18 protein-coding genes are annotated in these 17,954 nt (G+C 74.1%); 8 read left to right on the top strand and 10 right to left on the bottom strand.

Annotation, left to right across the window (positions count from 1 at the left end; genetic code table 11):
• Positions 1–223 precede the first annotated feature (223 nt).
• The 9 genes from acpS to CCN39_RS31675 form a co-directional block, all read right to left on the bottom strand.
• Positions 224–883, bottom strand: a complete 660-nt coding sequence (gene acpS / locus CCN39_RS50330; protein ID WP_158104568.1) for a holo-ACP synthase — start codon at positions 881–883, stop codon at positions 224–226.
• Positions 880–1,629 carry a hypothetical protein gene (locus CCN39_RS31710; protein ID WP_086848255.1) on the bottom strand — a complete coding sequence of 250 codons (750 nt, stop codon included), beginning with the start codon at positions 1,627–1,629 and terminating at the stop codon, positions 880–882. Before CCN39_RS31710 ends, acpS begins: the two co-directional genes overlap by 4 nt.
• Positions 1,622–2,761 carry an acyl-CoA dehydrogenase family protein gene (locus CCN39_RS31705; RefSeq protein WP_086848253.1) on the bottom strand — a complete coding sequence of 380 codons (1,140 nt, stop codon included), beginning with the start codon at positions 2,759–2,761 and terminating at the stop codon, positions 1,622–1,624. The genes CCN39_RS31710 and CCN39_RS31705 overlap by 8 nt, the downstream gene beginning before the upstream one ends.
• Entirely contained in the window at positions 2,758–3,366 is a 609-nt protein-coding gene (locus CCN39_RS31700) for an acyl-CoA dehydrogenase family protein (RefSeq protein WP_208630471.1), read from the bottom strand. Before CCN39_RS31700 ends, CCN39_RS31705 begins: the two co-directional genes overlap by 4 nt.
• Positions 3,363–4,310, bottom strand: a complete 948-nt coding sequence (locus CCN39_RS31695) for a 3-oxoacyl-[acyl-carrier-protein] synthase III C-terminal domain-containing protein (RefSeq protein ID WP_086848249.1) — start codon at positions 4,308–4,310, stop codon at positions 3,363–3,365. The genes CCN39_RS31700 and CCN39_RS31695 overlap by 4 nt, the downstream gene beginning before the upstream one ends.
• Before the next feature lie 106 nt (positions 4,311–4,416).
• Positions 4,417–5,280, bottom strand: a complete 864-nt coding sequence (locus CCN39_RS31690; protein ID WP_143264222.1) for a hypothetical protein — start codon at positions 5,278–5,280, stop codon at positions 4,417–4,419.
• A 3-nt stretch (positions 5,281–5,283) separates the two neighbouring features.
• Entirely contained in the window at positions 5,284–5,550 is a 267-nt protein-coding gene (locus tag CCN39_RS31685; protein ID WP_086848245.1) for an acyl carrier protein, read from the bottom strand.
• A complete protein-coding gene (locus CCN39_RS31680; protein ID WP_086848242.1) occupies positions 5,547–6,845 on the bottom strand; it encodes a type III PLP-dependent enzyme in 1,299 nt (432 codons plus the stop codon). The genes CCN39_RS31685 and CCN39_RS31680 overlap by 4 nt, the downstream gene beginning before the upstream one ends.
• Positions 6,842–7,882 carry an ATP-grasp domain-containing protein gene (locus CCN39_RS31675; protein ID WP_244211081.1) on the bottom strand — a complete coding sequence of 347 codons (1,041 nt, stop codon included), beginning with the start codon at positions 7,880–7,882 and terminating at the stop codon, positions 6,842–6,844. The genes CCN39_RS31680 and CCN39_RS31675 overlap by 4 nt, the downstream gene beginning before the upstream one ends.
• On the opposite strand from CCN39_RS31675, the gene CCN39_RS51985 reads away from it, so the two are divergent.
• Positions 7,875–8,546 carry a hypothetical protein gene (locus tag CCN39_RS51985; RefSeq protein ID WP_086848238.1) on the top strand — a complete coding sequence of 224 codons (672 nt, stop codon included), beginning with the start codon at positions 7,875–7,877 and terminating at the stop codon, positions 8,544–8,546. The two genes, CCN39_RS31675 and CCN39_RS51985, sit on opposite strands and share 8 nt — an antisense overlap.
• Here CCN39_RS51985 and CCN39_RS31665 read toward each other — a convergent pair.
• Complete coding sequence (locus tag CCN39_RS31665; protein ID WP_158104567.1) at positions 8,488–10,062, bottom strand: condensation domain-containing protein; 1,575 nt, start codon at positions 10,060–10,062, stop codon at positions 8,488–8,490. The two genes, CCN39_RS51985 and CCN39_RS31665, sit on opposite strands and share 59 nt — an antisense overlap.
• A 494-nt stretch (positions 10,063–10,556) precedes the next feature.
• On the opposite strand from CCN39_RS31665, the gene CCN39_RS31660 reads away from it, so the two are divergent.
• The 7 genes from CCN39_RS31660 to lanM form a co-directional block, all read left to right on the top strand.
• Positions 10,557–11,090, top strand: coding sequence for a hypothetical protein (locus tag CCN39_RS31660; RefSeq protein WP_086848234.1), 534 nt, complete (start codon positions 10,557–10,559; stop codon positions 11,088–11,090).
• Complete coding sequence (locus CCN39_RS31655) at positions 11,087–11,533, top strand: GNAT family N-acetyltransferase (RefSeq protein ID WP_086848232.1); 447 nt, start codon at positions 11,087–11,089, stop codon at positions 11,531–11,533. The genes CCN39_RS31660 and CCN39_RS31655 overlap by 4 nt, the downstream gene beginning before the upstream one ends.
• Complete coding sequence (locus CCN39_RS31650; RefSeq protein ID WP_086848230.1) at positions 11,526–11,963, top strand: hypothetical protein; 438 nt, start codon at positions 11,526–11,528, stop codon at positions 11,961–11,963. Before CCN39_RS31655 ends, CCN39_RS31650 begins: the two co-directional genes overlap by 8 nt.
• The gene (locus CCN39_RS51270) at positions 11,951–12,532 is read left to right on the top strand and encodes a GNAT family N-acetyltransferase (protein WP_208630470.1); all 582 of its coding nucleotides are present in this window, start codon (positions 11,951–11,953) and stop codon (positions 12,530–12,532) included. The genes CCN39_RS31650 and CCN39_RS51270 overlap by 13 nt, the downstream gene beginning before the upstream one ends.
• Complete coding sequence (locus CCN39_RS31645) at positions 12,529–15,696, top strand: S41 family peptidase (RefSeq protein WP_208630469.1); 3,168 nt, start codon at positions 12,529–12,531, stop codon at positions 15,694–15,696. The genes CCN39_RS51270 and CCN39_RS31645 overlap by 4 nt, the downstream gene beginning before the upstream one ends.
• Positions 15,693–16,397 (top strand): 4'-phosphopantetheinyl transferase family protein, encoded by a 705-nt coding sequence (locus tag CCN39_RS31640; RefSeq protein WP_086848226.1) that lies wholly within the window; start codon positions 15,693–15,695, stop codon positions 16,395–16,397. The genes CCN39_RS31645 and CCN39_RS31640 overlap by 4 nt, the downstream gene beginning before the upstream one ends.
• Positions 16,398–16,731: 334 nt before the next feature.
• On the top strand, positions 16,732–17,954 hold a 1,223-nt coding region (gene lanM / locus CCN39_RS31635), incomplete at its 3' end, for a type 2 lanthipeptide synthetase LanM (protein WP_143264221.1).

Here is a 17,954-nt window from a genome sequence, read left to right as displayed (position 1 = left end):
GCCACGGCCGAATGTGCTTCGAGGTGATCGGTCGACTTGGATCGCCAGGCCGAACCACCGCCCGATCCGGGCGTCGGCCTCGATCTGGCGGAGGCACTTACGGGCATCGAGCTTCCCGAGCAGGAGAGCGACCAACGCCATGGGCGACCGCTCTGCTCCAGCTGCCCGCCGCCACACGAGAAGGGGCCTTCCGCTTGCGGAAGGCCCCTTCTCCCTGCCCGCCCTACCACCCGGCGGCCTCGGCCACGACGCCGTAGGTGCGCCGCAGGTCGGTCATCCGGTAGATGCCGGCTTCCGGGATGCGGATGCCGTACCGGTGCTCGATCCGGGCGAGCAGCTCGATCACCACCACCGACGTGACCCCCAGATCGCCCGCGAACGATGCCGCAGTGGCCACTTCGGCCGGGGGGACCGAGAACAGGTCGGCGGCCAGCGCCGCCAGTTCGTCGAACCGGGCCGGGACGACGGACACCGCGGGCGTGGCCGCGCGGCGGAACGGGCGCGGCGGGCGGGCACACGCCGCCGCCGCGACCGCGACCACCAGGTCGGCCTGGTGGCTCAACGTCACCACGATCTCCGCCAGGCCCGCTTCCTCGGCGATCTCCGCCGCGCCGCCGCCCAGCGTCACCAACGGCGCTCCCCAGTCGTCGTTGGTGACCTCGATGTCACGCCAGCGCAGGCCCTGGCCGAAGCCACGGCCCAGCATCTTGCACGTGGCCTCCTTGACGGAAAACCGCCCGGCCAGCCGTTCCAGGGACCGTTCGGCACCCATCCGGGCGGCCTGCTCCAGCTCGACCGGCGTGAAGACCAGCGTCCGGTACCGGTGGTGCGCCGCGACCTCCGCGAACCGCGGGATCGACATCAGGTCCACGCCGATCCTCATCCACTCCGCCCCCCGAGCAGACTCGCCGTGGCGGCGGGAACCAGCCGCACCGCGGAGACGTCCGAAGCGAGCAACGCCAGCCAGCCCTCGCGGAGCGGCCCGCGGGTGTGCAGCAGGACGCGGTCCCCGTCGGCGACCACGCCTTCGGCCAGTGCCGCGCAGAACGCCAGCCACGCGTCGCACGGGCCCCGGCCGGTGAACCGGTGGCCGCCCGTCAACGCGGGTTTTCCTTCGCCGCAGCCGGAAACCGTCAGCGCCGGGGCGCCGCGACGCACCCGCAACCCGACCGCCGCGAACCGCGGGTGGCCGCAGGCCGCGTCGGCGAACAGCGGCTCGTCGCAGATCACCGCCGTCGCCTCGCTTTCGACCGCCCACTCCAGCAGCCCGAAGACGGCCGTGCCGCCGAGCTCGTCGAGGTGCGAGAGGCCGACGTCCTCGCCCGCCCAGCCGCTGCGGTGCACCAGCCCGGCCAGCGCGGCCACGTTCGGGTCGCGCAGCGGACCCGACCGCACGAAGAACAGCGGCTGCGGCACCGCCGGCGGGCCGAGCGCGGCGAGCACCTGTGCGGTGACGTCGACGTCGTCGTCCTCCGGGATCCGGACCATCAGGCGGGACAGCGGAATTCCGGCCGCGGCCAGCCGCTCCGGCGGCACCAGGTCGGCGGCACCGGGCAACGTCGACAGGGGCACGTACTCCTCGCGCCGGGCGACGGCGAACGCGATCGTGTCGATCCCGAGGTCAGGCATCGGCGTCTCCCGCCTGGTACCCGCGCGCCACGTGCAGGCGGTGGATGTTGCTGGTGCCCTCCATGAACTCGAACGCGTGCACGTCCCGCGTCCACTTCTCCAGCAGCGGGTGCTCGATCAGGCCGGCCGGGCCGAGCGCGGCCGACGCCCAGTGCGCCGTGCCCACCGCCAGGCCGATCGCGCCGAGCTTCGCGGCGCTGGAGAGGTAGCCGCGCTCGGGATCGCGGTCGATCCGCGCCGCGGCCTCGTACACCAGTTCCCGGCCCGCTTCGGCGCGCGCGAGGGCGAGCTGGCCGCCGGGGGCGTTCTTCCGGTGTTCCAGCACGTACTCGACCATGGCGAGGGCGGTGCCCACGGCGGAAGCGGCGATCCGGACCCGCATGTGGTTGAACGTCGTGATGGCGGCGAAGATCCCGCGCCGCGTCGCCGGCAGGTGGTCGCCCAGCATGCGGCCGGCGGGGATGGCGACGTCCGAAAAGGACAGCCGGCTGATGTAGGCGCCGCGGAGACCGATCATCTCGAGCTTCTCGCCGTGCCAGCCGGGCGCCGGGACCTCGACCAGCGCCGCGCGGATCGACAGCGCGCCGCGGCCGGTGCGGCCGAACACCACGCCGACGCTGCCGCGGGCGGCGTTGCCGACGTAGCACTTGCCGCCGTCGAGCCGCCAGCCGTCGCCGTCGCGCTCGAAACGGGTCTCCATCGCCGTCGCGTCGTTGCCGCGGCCCTCTTCGGTCATCGCGAAGAACGACCAGCGGCGGCCGCCGTGCATCCGGGTGAAGAACCACTCCTGCTGCTCGGGGGTGCCGAGCAGCTCGACGAAGACCCCGGCCAGGCCGGGTGACGGGCAGGCCAGGATCGCGCCGACGTCGCCGCGGGCCAGCTCGATCAGCCCGGCCACGTTCTCCAGGCACGAGCCGCGTTCCATCGCGCGCAGCAACGGCGTCGACGGCAGGGACTCGCGGTACTGCGGCGGGGTGTCGGCCTGCCGCACCATCTCGAACACGGGCGAGTTGTAGTGCTCGTCCATGGCGTCCGGGTCGACGTCGATGGCCAGGGCCCGCGACCGCAGGTCGGCGGCCGCCTCCCGGCTCAGGTCGCGGACCGCGCGGACGCGTTCGCTCAGCTCGATCATGCCGGTTCTCCTTCCGGTTCCCGGTCCACCCAGGTGCCGGCCACCAGGGCCGAGACGTAGAGCGACCGCGCGGGTGAGGTGGCGAGGAAGCCCGAGGCGCCGAGGTGCTGGGCCACCCGCCAGCCCAGTTCGTCCAGCTCGCGGTGGACGTCGGCGACGGCGGCCGGGTGGCGCTGCGAGCGCACCTGGGCGCGCAGCCGTTCCACCGCGGCCATCACGTCGCCGATCGCGCCGACGATCAGCTGTTTGCGGATCAGCGGTTCGTCGCCGGAGGTGCGTTGCGACAGGTGCTCGACGACGTGGTCGAGCACCGAGCGCAGCACCCCCAGCCGGACGGCGGCCAGGTGCCGGCCGAGGTCGGCCAGCTCGAGCGCGTCCCGCTCTTCGCGGGGCCGGCCCGGGCAGGCGAGGAAGACGATGTCTTCGCGGTCGGCCAGGCTGTGCGTGCGCACTTCGGCGCCTTCGGGCACGGCGGCGGCCGGCACGGCCGCGTACCGGCCGGGTGCCAGCCGGTCGGCCGGGGTGGCGGGCAGGGCCCGCGCGAGACCGGCGGCCAGGCCGTCACGGCGCGCGGTCCGCTCGCATTCGAGCAGGCTGGTGGTCACTTCTCCTCCACGACCTCGACGATCACCGACTGGAAGTAGGCGCCCTGGCCCACGGAGACCAGGGCGCAGCGCTGTCCGGGGCGCAGCCGCCCGGCCGCGTCGGCGTGCTGCAGGGCGAGCAGCGAGTCGACCCCGAAGTTGTGCCCGCGCTCGGCGACCAGGTCCAGCGGGATCCGGTCGAACGGGAACCCGGACAGCCCGCTGAAGGTGCGCCAGAACATGCGGTTGGACAGGTCCGGCAGCACCCAGTCCACATCGGACAGGGTGAGGCCGGCGTCCCGCGCCGCGGCGCCGACGACGGCCACCGCCTGCTCGCAGCAGACCTTGCCGAAGAGCGTGAACTCCTCCTTGGTCATGCGCAGGCTGCGGTGGAACCGGGTGTCGCGGGCGCTCGCGCCGCCGAGGTACCGGTAGCGCGCGGGCCCCGGTCCGACCACGACCGCGGCGGCGGTGTCACCCGCGACGGTGGTGCCCGGGATGTAGCGGCCGCGGTCGCTGGCACTGCCCTGGTCGCCGCCGAGCACGAGCACGCGGTCGTCCGGGGCGGCGCCGGGCCGGGCCAGGTAGCGCCGGGCCAGTTCGACCGAGCGCAGCACCGACGTGCAGTTCACGTGCGACACCCCGAAGAACGGGACGCCGGGCAGGCCGAGCGCGTCGCGCAGCCGGTCCGGGAACTCCCCGCACAGGTCGAGCTCGGCGATGAGCAGGGTGTGGCCGTAGAGCACCAGGCTCGCCGGCCCGCCGCCGAGCGCGGCCCGCCCGGCCTCGGCCAGGTGGTCCGCCATCCGCTCGCCCGGCGCGAGCACCGGGCTGTCGCGCAGGCCGTAGATGCGGCCGAACATGCGCCGCTCCAGGGGTTTGGCGCCCGACCGCACGAGCACGTCGTCGACGGCCTCGACCCGGCCGGGCAGCCGCACGGCGACCCGGGACAGCCCCGTGTCCATCAGCGCTCCCTCCTCGGCCCACGCGTGTCGACTCCCCGATCACGCGTGTCGACTCCCCGATCACGCGTGCCGACCCTTCGCTCACGGGCGGAAGCCGGCGCGCCCATCAGTGCTCCCTCCCCGGCACGAGCAGGCAGCTGCAGAACGTGCCGCCGGCGGGCTCGAAGTCGGCCAGCAGCACCGGTTCCTCCAGCGGCCAGAGGCGGGCGAGCCCCGCCCACACGCCCGTGCACCACAGGTCCGGGACCGCTTCGACCCGTCCGGCGTACGGCGTGCCCGCGAGCCGCTTGGCGAGGCCCGCCCCGGCCAGGACCCGGACGCCCGGGTGCCGGTACAGCACGTCCGCCAGGGCGAGGGTGGCGCTGCGCGGCCCGGTCCCGCCGAGCCGCACCTCTTCCAGGTCCGTCACCGCGACGTCGCCCGTCGCGCCGGCCTGCAGCAGCACCGCCGCGTCGGGCCGGTGCGTGGCCGGGTGGCCGCTGTCCCACAGCACGGCGTTCTGGTCGTAGACCAGCAACGCCGCCGAGGTCGCTTCGCCGAGCCGGCACATGCCGTCCAGCAGGCGCAGCGCCGTGAACGCCGCGCCCGGCCCCGGTCCGGCGACCGAGCACGGTTCCGGGTTCCCGGGCAGCCGTCCGGCCAGGTAGCAGCCGGCGACCTCCGAGTGGTACAGGTCGGGCGAGTGGTAGGCGAGGACGACCGCGTCCAGCGGCGGCAGCGGGGCGCCCGCGTCTTCCAGGAGGGCCTCGGTCATCTCGATGAACCCGTTGCCGGTGCGGGCCAGGAAGTCCTCCTGGTCCGCCGCGGCGCCGAAGGTCTCGACCATGAGCCGGGCCAGCTCGGGGCGCATCCCGAACACCGGCTTGGCGCGTTCGGTGAACACCCGGTGCGTCACGCCGGTCAGGTGCACCCCGGCCGGGCGCGGGGGTACCGCGGCCCGTCCGGGGGGCGCGAGGGTTTGCAGGGACATGGCTCAGACCGCCGCGGCGGACCTGGCGAAGGCCGACTCGATGTAGTCGGTCAGGCTGCCGACCGTGCGGAAGACCTCCGGGCCGAGCTCGTCCGGGTCGATCTCGAGGCCGATCGTGTCCTCGAGGCTCATCAGCAGCTCGATGACGCTGGTGGAGTCGAGCGCCAGGTCCTCGAACAGGCGCAGCTCCGGGGTGACGCCGCCGATCTCCTTGTTGAGCACGGCGGACAGGGCGATCTCCAGGTGGGCGACGATCTCGGTGCGGTTCATCTCGGCTCACTTCCCATGCTGTTGGTGTCGGGCTGGTGGAGGTGCTGCTTGCGCAGCAGGTCCGCGGGCTCGTCGCGGTCGCGGACCAGGAAGGCCGCACCCCCGCGCACGAGCACCTCGGCGGGGAACCCGTGGCTGAGGAACAGCCCGGGCGAGGCCGACGGCCCGTAGGCGCCGGAGTTCAGGACGCCGACCAGGTCGCCGGGCCGCAGGTCGGGCAGTTTCACCTGCTTGAGCAGGGTGTCGTTGGGCGTGCACAGCGGGCCGGTGACGGTCCACGGGCCCGGCTCGACGGTGTCGTCGGAGTCGTCTCCGGCGGCCCGCGGCGTGAGCAGCACGGCCGGGAAGTTGCGCTTGACGAACGACCCGATACCGACGGCGGCCATGTGGTGGTGGGTGCCGCCGTCCGCGATCGCGAACCGCTCCCCCATGGACTCCTTGACGTACCGGACGCCGAGGACGTACACCCCGGCGCGGCCGGCCAGGAACCGGCCGGACTCCATGATCAGCCGGGTGGCCGGGTGCGCCCGGTGGAACGCCTCGAGCATCGGGTTGATCTCGGCGGCGACGTCGGCGGCTTCGAGGTCGTCCTCGCCTTCGAAGTAGGCGACGCCGAGGCCGCCGCCGATGTCGACGGCTTCCAGCCGGATCCCGGTCTCCGCGGCCACCCGCTCGGCCAGGTCGAGGGCGTAGCGCGTGTTCTTGCCGATGACCTCGGCGTCGAGGATGCGCGTGCCCATGTAGACCTGGATGCCGGCGACGTCGGCGTGGCGGTACTCCGCCAGCCGCGGCCCGGCGGCGAGCACCTGGGCCTCGTCGATGCCGAACTGGCGGGGCTTGCCGCCCATGGTCAGCCGGGAGCCGCTGATCGCGCAGGTCGGGTTGATCCGCAGCAGCACCCGCTGCTGCTTCCCGAGCTCGGCGCCGAGCCGTTCGATGTCGTCCAGCTCGTCGAAGGACTCGCAGACGATGGCGTAGACGCCGGTGTCCAGGCACGCCCGCAGTTCCTCCTGGCTCTTGCCGGGGCCGAGGAAGATGATGTCGTCGGGCCGCGCCCCCGCTTCGAGCACGGTCTGGAGCTCCACAATGGACGAGACCTCGGCCCGCGCGCCGCCGCCGTGCAGGGCGGCGAAGACGCTGATGTTCGGGTTCGCCTTGAGGGAGTAGAACACCTCGATCGCCGGGTGCAGCACCGCGCGCAGGCCGGTGATGGTCGCGTGCAGGACGTCGCCGTCGTAGACGTACAGCGGCGTGCCGAAGCGCGCGGCGAGGTCCGGGTAGTCGATGTCGGTCATGCGTTTTCCCCTGCCATGACGCCGAGGCGGCGCTCGGCCTCGGTCCGGACGGCGAGGGCCTCCTCGGGCGAGTCCCCGACGCAGATCGCGTAGAGACGGCCGTGGAAGGAGCCCTCGCCGGTGGCCGCGGCGTTGAGCGTCGCGAAGTTGTTGACCAGCACGCCGGTGTCGCCGGCGCCGGTGAAGAACAGGTCGCCGAGTGCGGTCTCGACCTCGGCGAAGGTGTGTTCGCGCCGCAGTTTCAGCGAGAAGGTCGCCGCGATGGCGTGCCGGCCCTCGGGGATGAACTTCTCGGCGATCCGGCTCTGGTAGGTCGACATGTTGAACCGGGCGTTGATCTCCAGGCACGGGTACAGCGTGCCGTCGGCGGCGAGCATCGCGTCGACGCCGACCATCCCGAAGAACCCTTCGTCGTGCAGGGCCCGGCCGATCTTCTCGACGGCCTCGGCCAGCTCGCGGGCCGCGACCGGCGGCAGCTCCACCGGGAAGCGGTGGCCCTGGTGCACGCCGTTCTTCAGCACGGCGGCCTTGACCGTTTCGAACCGGACCCCGCCGGTGCGGGAGACGACGAACTGGTAGTTGAGGTCCTGGGCGTGCTCGATCCAGGACTCGACGACGAGGTTCGCGGGCGCGTCGGCACCGCGGCGCTCGATCAGGCGCAGCAGGCGGTTCGCGCCGCGCTCGTCCTCGACGACGACCATGCCGCGCCCGGAGACGCCGAGCGACTCCTTGACCACGACCCGGCCGCCCAGCGCCAGCTGCGCGGTGAGGGCGTCCCGCAGCTCGCCGACCGTGTGCACCACCCGGCCGGGCACCTGGCGCAGGCCGAGCGCGTCGACCAGGCCGCGGCTGAACACCTTGCCGTTGACCGCCTTGCAGATCTGCGCGGTCGAGCCGGCCAGCGGCAGCCCGGACTCCTTGGCCAGGGCCTCTTCCGCCGCCGAGATGCCCAGCGGCATCAGGTAGGTGTTGCCGTCGGCGAGCTCCCGCAGCTTGCCCAGGAGCTCCGGGGAGTTCAGGGCGTCCTCGGTGACCATCGCGTCCGGGTCGTTGTGCTCGGCGATCAGCGTCGAGCCGTCGGTCGCCCCGCGGGTCCGGGCCGAGCAGCACCGCGGCGGCGCCGTCGCCCTGGATCGTGGTGTCGCGGATCAGCCGGGCCTCGTGCATCAGCACCTTGTCGCCGGTCAGCACGAGCACCCGGTCGCCCGGGGCCGCGGTGGCCAGCAGCGAGCGTGCGACGTGCAGGGCGTGGAGGCCGACCACGCAGTTGAGGTGGGACAGGCTGAACGCGGTCGCGCGGTGCAGCCGCAGCCGCGTCCGCACGTCCTCGAGGAGGCCGGGCGTGGCGACCGCGACGTGCTGCATGGTGTGCGCGTGGACCAGGAACCGGACCGAGTCGCGGTCGGTGCCGGAGAGCACCCGCTCCCCCGCGCCCGCCAGCAGGTCGGCCAGTTCGAGGCCGTCGGCGACGGCGACGCGGTCGAGGCCCAGGAAGCGGGTGAAGAAGCGCAGCTGCGTGGCGTCGAGGCCGAGCGGGCCGGCCAGGTCGGCGACCGGCAGGCTCGTCTCCGGCACGAACGACGCCACCCGTTCCAGGCGGGGTGCTTCGAGCAGGGACATGGTTTCCTCCTCTTCGTCCGGCTCAGCCGCGGGCCGGCACGAGCTCGTGCGCGAGCGCGGACAGGGGGCGGGCGGTGGTGAACGGGACGAGCCCGGCACTCCACCCGCGTTCGTGCAGGGCTTCGACCACGCGGGGCAGGCGCAGCACGCGCCCGCCGGCGCCGGTGTAGCTGCGGGCCGGGTCGACGTCGCCGAGGCCGTTGACCTCGGCCACCACCTCGGTGAGGACACGCTCGGCGGGCGCGGCTCCGGTTCGCTCGACGTCGGCTTCGGACGGGGTCCGCGGCTCCGGCGGGGTGAAGCCGATGAGCGCGGCGGCTTCGCTGACGCGCAGGTCGGTGCCGGGGTCGCGGTGGGCCTCGACGAGCCGGGCGTAGCCGCGCAGGAACTGTTCGACCGCGCCGGCGTCCATCACCGCGTCCAGGGCCTGCAGGGCCAGGGTGATGCCGTCGGCCCATTCGTAGACGCGCAGGTAGCTGTCGGAACCGGCGTGCGCCCAGTCGTCAGGGGCGGCGTTGACCGCGTACCGGTCGCGTTTGGTGCGGCACGACCGCGGCGCGTTGTCGAGGAAGTTCAGCTCGGCGACCACGCGCACGTTCTCCTCGGCGACGAGCTCGTAGACACGGTCGTAGGGCACGTGCGCGTGGGTCATCGCCTGGCTCACGCGGACGGCGGACTCCTTGACGACGTCCGAAAACCGCGGATCGCCGCCGAGGTCGGCGAGCACCGGCGTCGGGTAGGACAGGCAGGTGACGGCACCGCCGAAGCCGCTGGCGTCCCGCTGGCTGGTGTACATCCGGTGCGCGACCACCGTTTCGCCGGTGTACGCGGCGAGCGTGACGGCATAGGCGGCCAGGTGCACGGCCGAGGGCCACACGTGCTCGCGGGCGGCGATCGCCCGGGCGGCCGACAGCAGTGTCGGAACGGTGTAGGAGGCGCTGTACGCAGCCTCAGATGGCTTGCGGCGCTTCGAGAAGACGTCTGCAGGGAGCTTCTTGACGAGATCGCGCCAGTGGCTGAGCGCGGGTTCGAGGTCGGCGTCGGTGCGGCTCTCCTCGAAGCGCGCGAGGTCCACCGGCTGGTGTTCCACCGGGTCCAGCACGGCGGGCCGGCCCTCGGTGCGGGCGGCGAGCAACTCGTCGAGCTCGGCGGCCAGGCGGTCGAGGGCGACGTCGTCGAAGGCCAAGTGGTTGAAGACCAGGTGCAGCCGGACCAGGCGGCCGCCGGTGGTGACCACGCAGGCCCGCAAGGGCCACTCGCGGGCCAGGTCGAACGGGGTACGGGTGAGGCGCGCGATGACGTCCACGGTGTCCTCCGCGGTCGCCTCGACGACCGGCTGCGGCGCCGGTGGCTGCACGAGCTGGCGCGGCCAGGCGTGCCCGTCGGCGGCGGTGCCGGTCAGGTCGTAGACGGTGCGCAGGATTTCGTGCCGGCGCACCAGGTGCGTCAGCGCGGTGCGGACGGCCGCGACCGTGCAGCCCGCGGGCAGCGGGTAGCTGGTGCCGATGTGCGCCTCGTGCCGGGACGGCGCCGGCACCCGCAGGTACCGCAGCAGGTGGTGGTGCTGTCCCCAGCAGAGGTTCGCGCTTTTCACCACGGGGGCCTCCAAAATCGTCGTACGCCGATGGTGGGCGGCCGCGGCGGAAATGGTTAGCCCCTGGCGGTGGCACGTTCTCCGTGGCACGAAGATGACACCGGCCGGGTCGGAGTTTTCCTTGACCGGCAACGGTTCGTCGGTGAATCTGGGTTGGCCCCGCCGGAACGCAGGAATTGCGGACCGGATCTGCGGGGGAAATCCCACAACGGAATGAGGAGCACCCATGTCGAAGGAAGCTTCGAAGGTCGCCAGCAAGGTCGCGTCGAAGGTCGCCAGCAAGGAGGCCTCCAAGGAGGCGTCCAAGGAAGCCTCGAAGGTCGCTTCCAAGGAGGCGTGACCTCCCGGCGGGACGGCGGCGCGCCCGCGTCGCTGTCCCGCCGAACCCGGCACTTCACGGAAAGTGCCGGTCTTGTGGCCACCGCGGGTGCGGCACTTTCACGTCGAAGTGCCGCTCCCGCGGCTTTACCCGCCAGTCCACCAGCCCGGGAGGGGCCATGACCTCGATCGCGCCCGCCGCGCCGCTCGCCGCCACTCCGGCGGACCGCGTGCTGCCGCGCTGGTCGGCCCGCGCCTGCGCGGACGCCGACCGGCCGGCCGTGCTCGCGCTGTTCACCGACCCCGGCTTCTTCTTCCGCACCGACCGGCCGGACACGCGGCCCGAGTGGGAGATCCTCCGGCTCCTCGGCGACGACACCCGCGTGCTCTGCGCCGACGGCGAGCCCATCGGCCTCTACGCCCTCGAGCACGAGGGCAGCGAGCACGGCTGCCACTACGTCCTGCACCTGCGCCTGCGCTCGACCACCCCGACCCACTGGTGGTGCGACGCCTACCGCGAGATCGTGCGGGCGCTGCGGTGGCGCCACGAGCTGGTGCGGCTGTCGGTCCGGTTCCCCGAGTTCGACCCGGCCGGCCTCGCCTTCGCGCGGGAAGCGGGGCTCACCGAAGAGGGCACGCTCGCCGGCGTGACCACCTACGAAGGCCGTCGCCGCGGCACGGTCTTCTTCTCGCGGGTCTGGGCGGAGTCATGAAACTGCGCGGATACCGCGGCACCGACCGCGGGCTGCTGAGCGGGCCGTGGCTCGCCGGCGAGCTGCTCGGGCTGCCCCTCGAAGACTGGCCCGCGCTCGCCGCCCCGACCGAGGTTCCCCCGCCCGCCGGGGACGACGAAGAGCTGTGCGTCACCGACGGCGCCTTCGTCCGCTACACCGACATCGACTGGGTGCACCGGCGGGCCCGCGTCGAAATAGGTGTCCACAACAGACAGTCCGAGGTGGACGATTTGCTCCGGGCCGCCGTCGAGCACGGCTTCACCGGCCTGAACCTGCGGCGCCTGTACGGCTGGGTCACCACGCCCGGCACCGAAGCGCTGGCCGCGGCCGGGTTCCGGCGCGAAGCCCTCGTCCCGGCCGCCACCTGGTTCGACGGCGCACCCGCCGCACGGGAGATCTGGGGGACGATCCGCCATGACTGACCTGAGACCGCTGTCGCCCGCCGAAGCCGCCCAGGGACTGCGCCGCGCGGGGGACGCCGCGCGCGGGTTCCTCGGCACCGACCCGGTCACCCAGAACGACGCCCTGCTCGCGCGGGAGCTCACCCGCCGCGAAGCCCAGGTGTACGCCGCGGGCGGCGCGCTGGTCGGCTGCGTGCCGAACCGGGCGCAGCCGCGCCAGGCGTACGTCTCGAGCACGTCCGCCGGCCCGGAGCCGGTGCGGGCGCTGCTCGGCCACCTCACCACCTACCAGCGGCGGACGTCGTTCGTCGCGCTGGTGCCCGAGGACGGCGCCGCCGCGTTCCTCGGGGCCGGGTTCGCCCGCAGCGGCGTGCTGCCCGGCCACCACTACGCCGGCCACGCGTTCCACGACCTGCTGGTCCTGGTGAAGGAGGAGCCATGCCGATCGTGACCGTCCGGCACTTCACCGAAGAGGACGTCCCGCTGCGCACGGAACTGCTGCGCGAGGCGCGGTTCACGGCCAACCTCACCGACTTCGCCGTCGGCGCGGGAGACGACGGCCTGCAGGCGCGGCAGCTGCGCACGATCACCGAAGAGCACCGCACCAAGCGGATCTTCACCGTGTGCGGCGCGCACGGCCGCGTGATGGGGTTCGCGTGGATCACCTCGATCGACTGGCGCGCGCAGCGCTGCGAGCTGTCCTTCGGCGTGCTGCCGCGCGACCGCGGGCTCGGCGCGTTCGCCGTCTACGCGGTGCACAAGCACCTGCGCGACGAGCTCAACATGCGCGTGATCGTCAACCAGGTCCTCACGCACAACACCATGTTCCTGTCCGCCGAAGCCCTCGAAGCCCAGCACCAGGTCCGCTGCGAACGGGATTCCCACACCGTCGGCGAATGGCGGACGGCGTGCTACTGGACCCTGTCCGACGAGGACATCCGGCAGCACGAGGCCTCCGCCGAGGAACGCCGTCGCGAGCTGGCCGAGCGGATCCGCGAGCGCATCGAGGCCCGGTCGTGACCGGGCGGGCCGGATATCTGCGCACCGCCGCGATCTCCGGCGATACCCTGTACTTCGCCTGCGAGGACGACCTGTGGTCCGTCCCCGCCGAGGGTGGCCGGGCGCACCGCCTGACCGCGGGCCCCGGTGAAGCCCGGCGGCCGCGGATCTCCCCGGACGGCACCGAAATCGCGTTCGTCGGCACCTACGACGGCCCGGCCGAGGTGTACGTCATGCCGGCCGAGGGCGGCCGGCCCCGCCGGCTGACCCACCAGGCCGGCCGGTGCGGCACCGTCGGCTGGCACCCGCACACCGGCGAAGTGCTCTACGCGACCGACGCCGAGCAGCCGTCCGGCTTCGGGGCGCGCCTGTTCTCGGTGTCCTCGTCGGGTGGTCCCGCGCGGCCGCTGCGGCTCGGCCCGGCCGACACGATCGCCTTCGGCGACGGCGGGGTCGTCGTCGGCCGCAACACCGCGGATCCCGCGCGGTGGAAGCGCTACCGCGGCGGCGGCACCGGCGAGCTGTGGTACGCCGAGCAGGAATCCGGGCCGTTCACGCGGCTCGTCGCGCTGCCCGGGAACGTCGCCGATCCCTGCTGGGCCGGCGATCGCGTGCACTTCATCAGCGACCACGAAGGCATCGGCAACGTCTACTCGTGCCTGCCCGACGGCACCGACCTGCGCTGCCACACCGACCACCACGACCACTACGCGCGCGGGCTCACCACCGACGGCACCCGGCTGGTCTACACCGCGGGCGCCCGGCTGCACCTGCTCGACGCGCGCGGCGCGCGCCCGGTGGAGGTGGACCTCGGCGGCGCGGCCCCGCAGCGCGGCCGCCGGTTCGCCCCCGCGGGCGAGTACCTCGACGGCGCTCGGCTGTCCCCCGACGGCACGCGGCTCGCGGTGACCGCCCGCGGCAAGGCGTTCACCTTCGAGCACTGGTCGGGGCCGGTCCGCGGCCACGGCCGCGCCGACGGCGTCCGCTACCGGCTGCTGCGCTGGCTGGCCGGCGGGCGGCAGCTCGTCGCCGTGGCCGCCGACGAGAGCCCGGACGAGCGGATCGTGCTGCTGGACGCCGAGGGCGGCGAAGACGCCCCGGTGCTGGTCGCCGGCGGCGTCGGGCACATCACCGAGCTGACCGCCTCCCCCGCGTCCGGGCTCGTCGCCTTCGCGACCAGCCGCCAGCGCGTGTGGATCGTGGACACCGCCGACGTGCTCCCCCGGCCCCGGCTGCTCGACGCGAGCCGGCACGAGCGCATCGAGGACCTCGCGTGGTCGCCCGACGGCCGGTGGCTGGCCTACACGTTCCCGGAGTCGCCGCGCACGTCGTCGATCAAGCTCGCCGACACCGCGTCCGGGCGCACCCACCGGGTCACCGAGCCGGTGGTGCGGGACGCGCGCCCGGCGTTCGACCCGTCGGGGCGGTACCTGTACTTCCTCGGCCAGCGCGATCTCACGCCGGAGCTGGACCAGGTGCAGTTCGACGTCGGGTTCCCGTTCGGCTCGCGGCCGTACCTGATCACGCTGCGGGCGGACGAGCCCTCGCCGTTCGAGACGCGGACCGCGGTGCCCGGGCAGGTGCTGCCCGTCCCGCGCGGCGACGGCCGGGTGACGATCGACCTCGACGGGATCTCCCGGCGGGTGGCGGCGTTCCCGGTGCCGGAGGGCCGCTACAGCGACATCGCGGCGCTGCCCGGCCGGGTGCTGCTGCTGTCGGTGCCGCTCGCCGCGCCCGACCCGGCGCACCCGGGCACCGGCGCCGAGGGCACGGTGTCGCTGGTGGACCTCGGCACGGGCCGCGTCACCGAAGGCTGCCTCGGCGCGGTCGACGAGCTCGACGTCCGCGGCGACGTGGTGCTGCACCGCACCGACAGCCGGTTGCGGGTGCTGCGCGCCGACGTCGCCGGCGATCCGCCCGACGGCGAGGAGCCGGGCCCGGCGACCGGCTGGGTCGACCTCGGGCGCGTCAAGGTGCCGTTCGACCCGTCCGCGGAGTGGCGGCAGATGTTCCGCGAGGCGTGGCGGCTGCAGCGCGAAGGGTATTGGGACGCCCACATGTCCGGCCTCGACTGGGACGCGGTGTACGACCGGTACGCGCCGCTCGCGGAGCTGGTGTCGTGCCGGGCGGAGCTGTCGGACCTGATCTGGGAGCTGCACGGGGAGCTCGGCACGTCGCACGCGTTCGAGCGCGGCGGCGAGTACCGCGCCGGGCCGGACGAGGCGCAGGGCTTCCTCGGCGTCGACTGGGACACCCCGCCCGACGGCTCCTCGTGGCGGATCGCCCGGATCCTGCGCGGCGACCCGTGGAACCCGAAGGCCGGTTCGCCGTGCGCCCGGCTCGGCGCGGACATCCGCGCGGGCGACGCCGTGGTCGCGGTCAACGGCCGCCGGGTCGGCCCGCCGGGTCCCGGCGAACTCCTGGTCGGGCAGGCCGACCGGGAGGTGGAGCTGACCGTGCGGCGGGGCGGGGCCGAGCACCGCGTGGTCGTCCGGGCGTGCGCCGGCGAAGCGCGGGCGCGGTACCTGGACTGGACCGAGGGCAACCGCGCGTACGTGCGGACGGTGTCCGGCGGGCGCCTGGGGTACCTGCACGTGCCCGACATGACGCGCGCCGGGTACGCCGACTTCGTCCGCGGGTTCCTGACCGAGCTCGACCGCGACGGGCTGATCGTGGACGTCCGGTTCAACACGGGCGGGCACGTGTCACCGCTGCTGCTCGACCGGCTGGCCCGCCGCCGCACCGGTACCGAGCACGGGCGGTGGAGCGGGATGGCACCGTATCCGACGGAGTCGCCGCGCGGCCCGATGGCGACGTTGCTCAACGAGCACACCGGGTCCGACGGCGAGATCTTCGCGCACGTGTTCCGCGCGCTCGGGCTGGGCCCGCTGATCGGCCGGCGCAGCTGGGGCGGCGTGATCGCCACGTGGCCCCGGCACCGGCTGGTGGACGGCACGGTCACGACCCAGCCGGAGTTCCGCTACCGCTTCGGCGACGCGGGCGGGTCGCTGGAGAACCACGGCGTGGAGCCGGACCTGGCGGTGGTCCCGGCCCCGGACCGGCTCTTGCCGGGCGAGGACGACCAGCTCGCCGCGGCGGTCGCGCACCTGCTGGCGGAGCTGGGCTCGCCGGCGGACGAGCTGCCCGCACCGAGGGCGGCCCTGCTGCTGCCGCAGGCACCATGACCGGCCACGTCGACGTCTGGCTGGTGCCGGTCCGGCCCCGCCCGGAGTGGGTTTCCCTGCTCGGCGACGCCGAGCGCGCGCGATGGGCCCGGCTGGCCGCGACCCCGGCGGGAGACGTGTTCGTGGCTTCCCGTGCGCTGCAACGCCTTTGGGGAGCTTCGGCGGTCGGCATCCCGCCACGGGAGGTGACGATCGACCGGATGTGCACGCATTGCGGCGATGCCGGTCACGGGCGTCCCCGGCTGGCCGGCGCGCCCGAGTTTTCGGTGTCCCACACCGGACGCTGGCTGCTGCTGGCGGTCGCGCGGACGGGCCTGATCGGGGCGGACATCGAGGACCCGGCCGCGGCGGCGGACCCGGCCGGGCTGGCCGGGGTGGTTCTGTCGGCTTCGGAGCACCGGGAGTTTTCGGCGGCGGCCCCGGCAGACCGGACGGCCCGGCTCCTGACGGCGTGGACCCGCAAGGAGGCGGCGATGAAACTGGCGGGCCTGGGGTTGGCCGCGGCCCCGGCCCGGGTGGACGTGCGGGGGCCGCTCGCCCGTTCGGACGTACCGGGCTGGCCACGGGACCCCGTCCACCTCAGGGCTCTGGAGGTGCCCGGAGGCCAGGTCGCGGCGCTGGCCACGACCGTGCCGGTGCGTTCGGTGCACCGGCGGACGCTGGAGGAACTCCGCACGCCGATGGCCGCGAGGCTGCGGTGACCGCGGGCAGGGCGGCCTCGGGGCACCACCGGCAGGGCGAGCACCGCGGGCTCGGCACACCGCGGGCTCGGGGCATCGCGGGCTCGGCACACCACGGCAGGGCGGGCTCGGGACACCGCAGCCTCGCCTCGGGTGTACCCGGCCGGCCGCGCGAACCCCGTGCACTCCGATCGGGGGCCCGCCACCTGCTCTGACCTGGGCGAACCCCACTCCCGGGCCGCCCTGATCACCGGGGGCGTGAGCAATCCCCTTCCCCTGCCCGGAGCAGGGGGGCGCCAATCTGGGTAGCGAGTACCCATGTACGCGCATCTCCCTGAGTGCGAATCTCTTCGGCGTGAGCCAGACAGTAGAGCGCCCCGAGCAGGCCCCCCACGAGGCACCGGCCTGGTGGACCGCCGCTCGCCTTCCCGGCGAGGGCGGCCTCGAGCGGCCCTCCTGGGCGGTGCTCGCCGATCGCGTGCTGGCTTCGCTGCCGGCCGAGGGTGACTGGCCCGCTCCCGTCGAGGCCGAGGGGGATCGCGTCTTCCGGCACGCCGTGCTGCCTTTCGCCGGCGCCGCGCGGGAGCTGCTGCTCGAACGTGCGCCCGCCGCCGAGCGGGTGTGGTCCGGTGTCGAGACCTGGCTCTGCGGGCAGCTCACCGCGCTCGCCGCCCGGACCTTCGTCCTCGAGCTGCACGTCGCGAAGAAGGCGGGCCTGCTGCGCGGCGCGACCGGACGTGACCGGTTCGTCGACTTCCTCCGCCTGCTCGGCAGCCGCGGCCACCTCACCGAGGTGCTGGGCCGCCACCCGATGCTGGCCCGGCTGCTCGCCCAGACCTGCCTGCGCACCGCCGACGCCGTCGCCGAACTGCTCACGCGGTTCGCCGCCGACCGGGACGCCCTGCAGGCCGGGCTGCTCGCGGAGAGCACCGCCGAGCTGAGCGAGCTGACCCTCGGGGCCGGCGACGTGCACTCCGGTGGGCGTGCGGTGGCCGTGCTCGGCTTTGCCGACGGACGGCAGCTCGTCTACAAGCCGCGGCCGCTCGGGCTGCTGGCCCGGTGGGGCGATCTGCTGCGGTGGTTCGCCGAGGAACGGCCCGGGCTCGCCCCGCGGCCGGTGGGCGTGCTGGCCCGCGACGGCTACGGCTGGGCCGAGTACGTGCCCGCGCGGCCGTGCGCCGACCAGGCCGGCGTCGAACTGTTCTACCGCCGCCAGGGTGCGCTGCTCGCCCTCCTCTACGCCCTCGACGCCACCGACATGCACTGCGAGAACCTCATCGCCTGCGGCGACCAGCCGATGCTGGTGGACGTCGAGACGCTGTTCCACCCCGCCTTCACCGCGCTCACCCGCAACGGGCCCGACCCGGCCGCGGCCGCGCTGCACCGGTCGGTGGCGCGCACCGCCCTGCTGCCCACCCTGATGCTCGGCGAGCACGGCGCGCTCGACGTGTCGGCCTTCGGCGGCGGCAACGGCGACCAGAGCCCCGGCGAAGTGCCGCACTGGACCGGCGCCGGAACCGACGACATGCGCCTGGCCCGCGGCCCCCTCCCCTACGCCGGCGGCGCGAACCGCCCGGT

Source organism: Amycolatopsis kentuckyensis (assembly GCF_002155975.1).
Classification (GTDB): domain Bacteria; phylum Actinomycetota; class Actinomycetes; order Mycobacteriales; family Pseudonocardiaceae; genus Amycolatopsis; species Amycolatopsis kentuckyensis.
The sequence above is the reverse complement of the archived record's forward strand: the minus strand, read 5'-3'. Positions and strand labels throughout refer to the sequence as shown.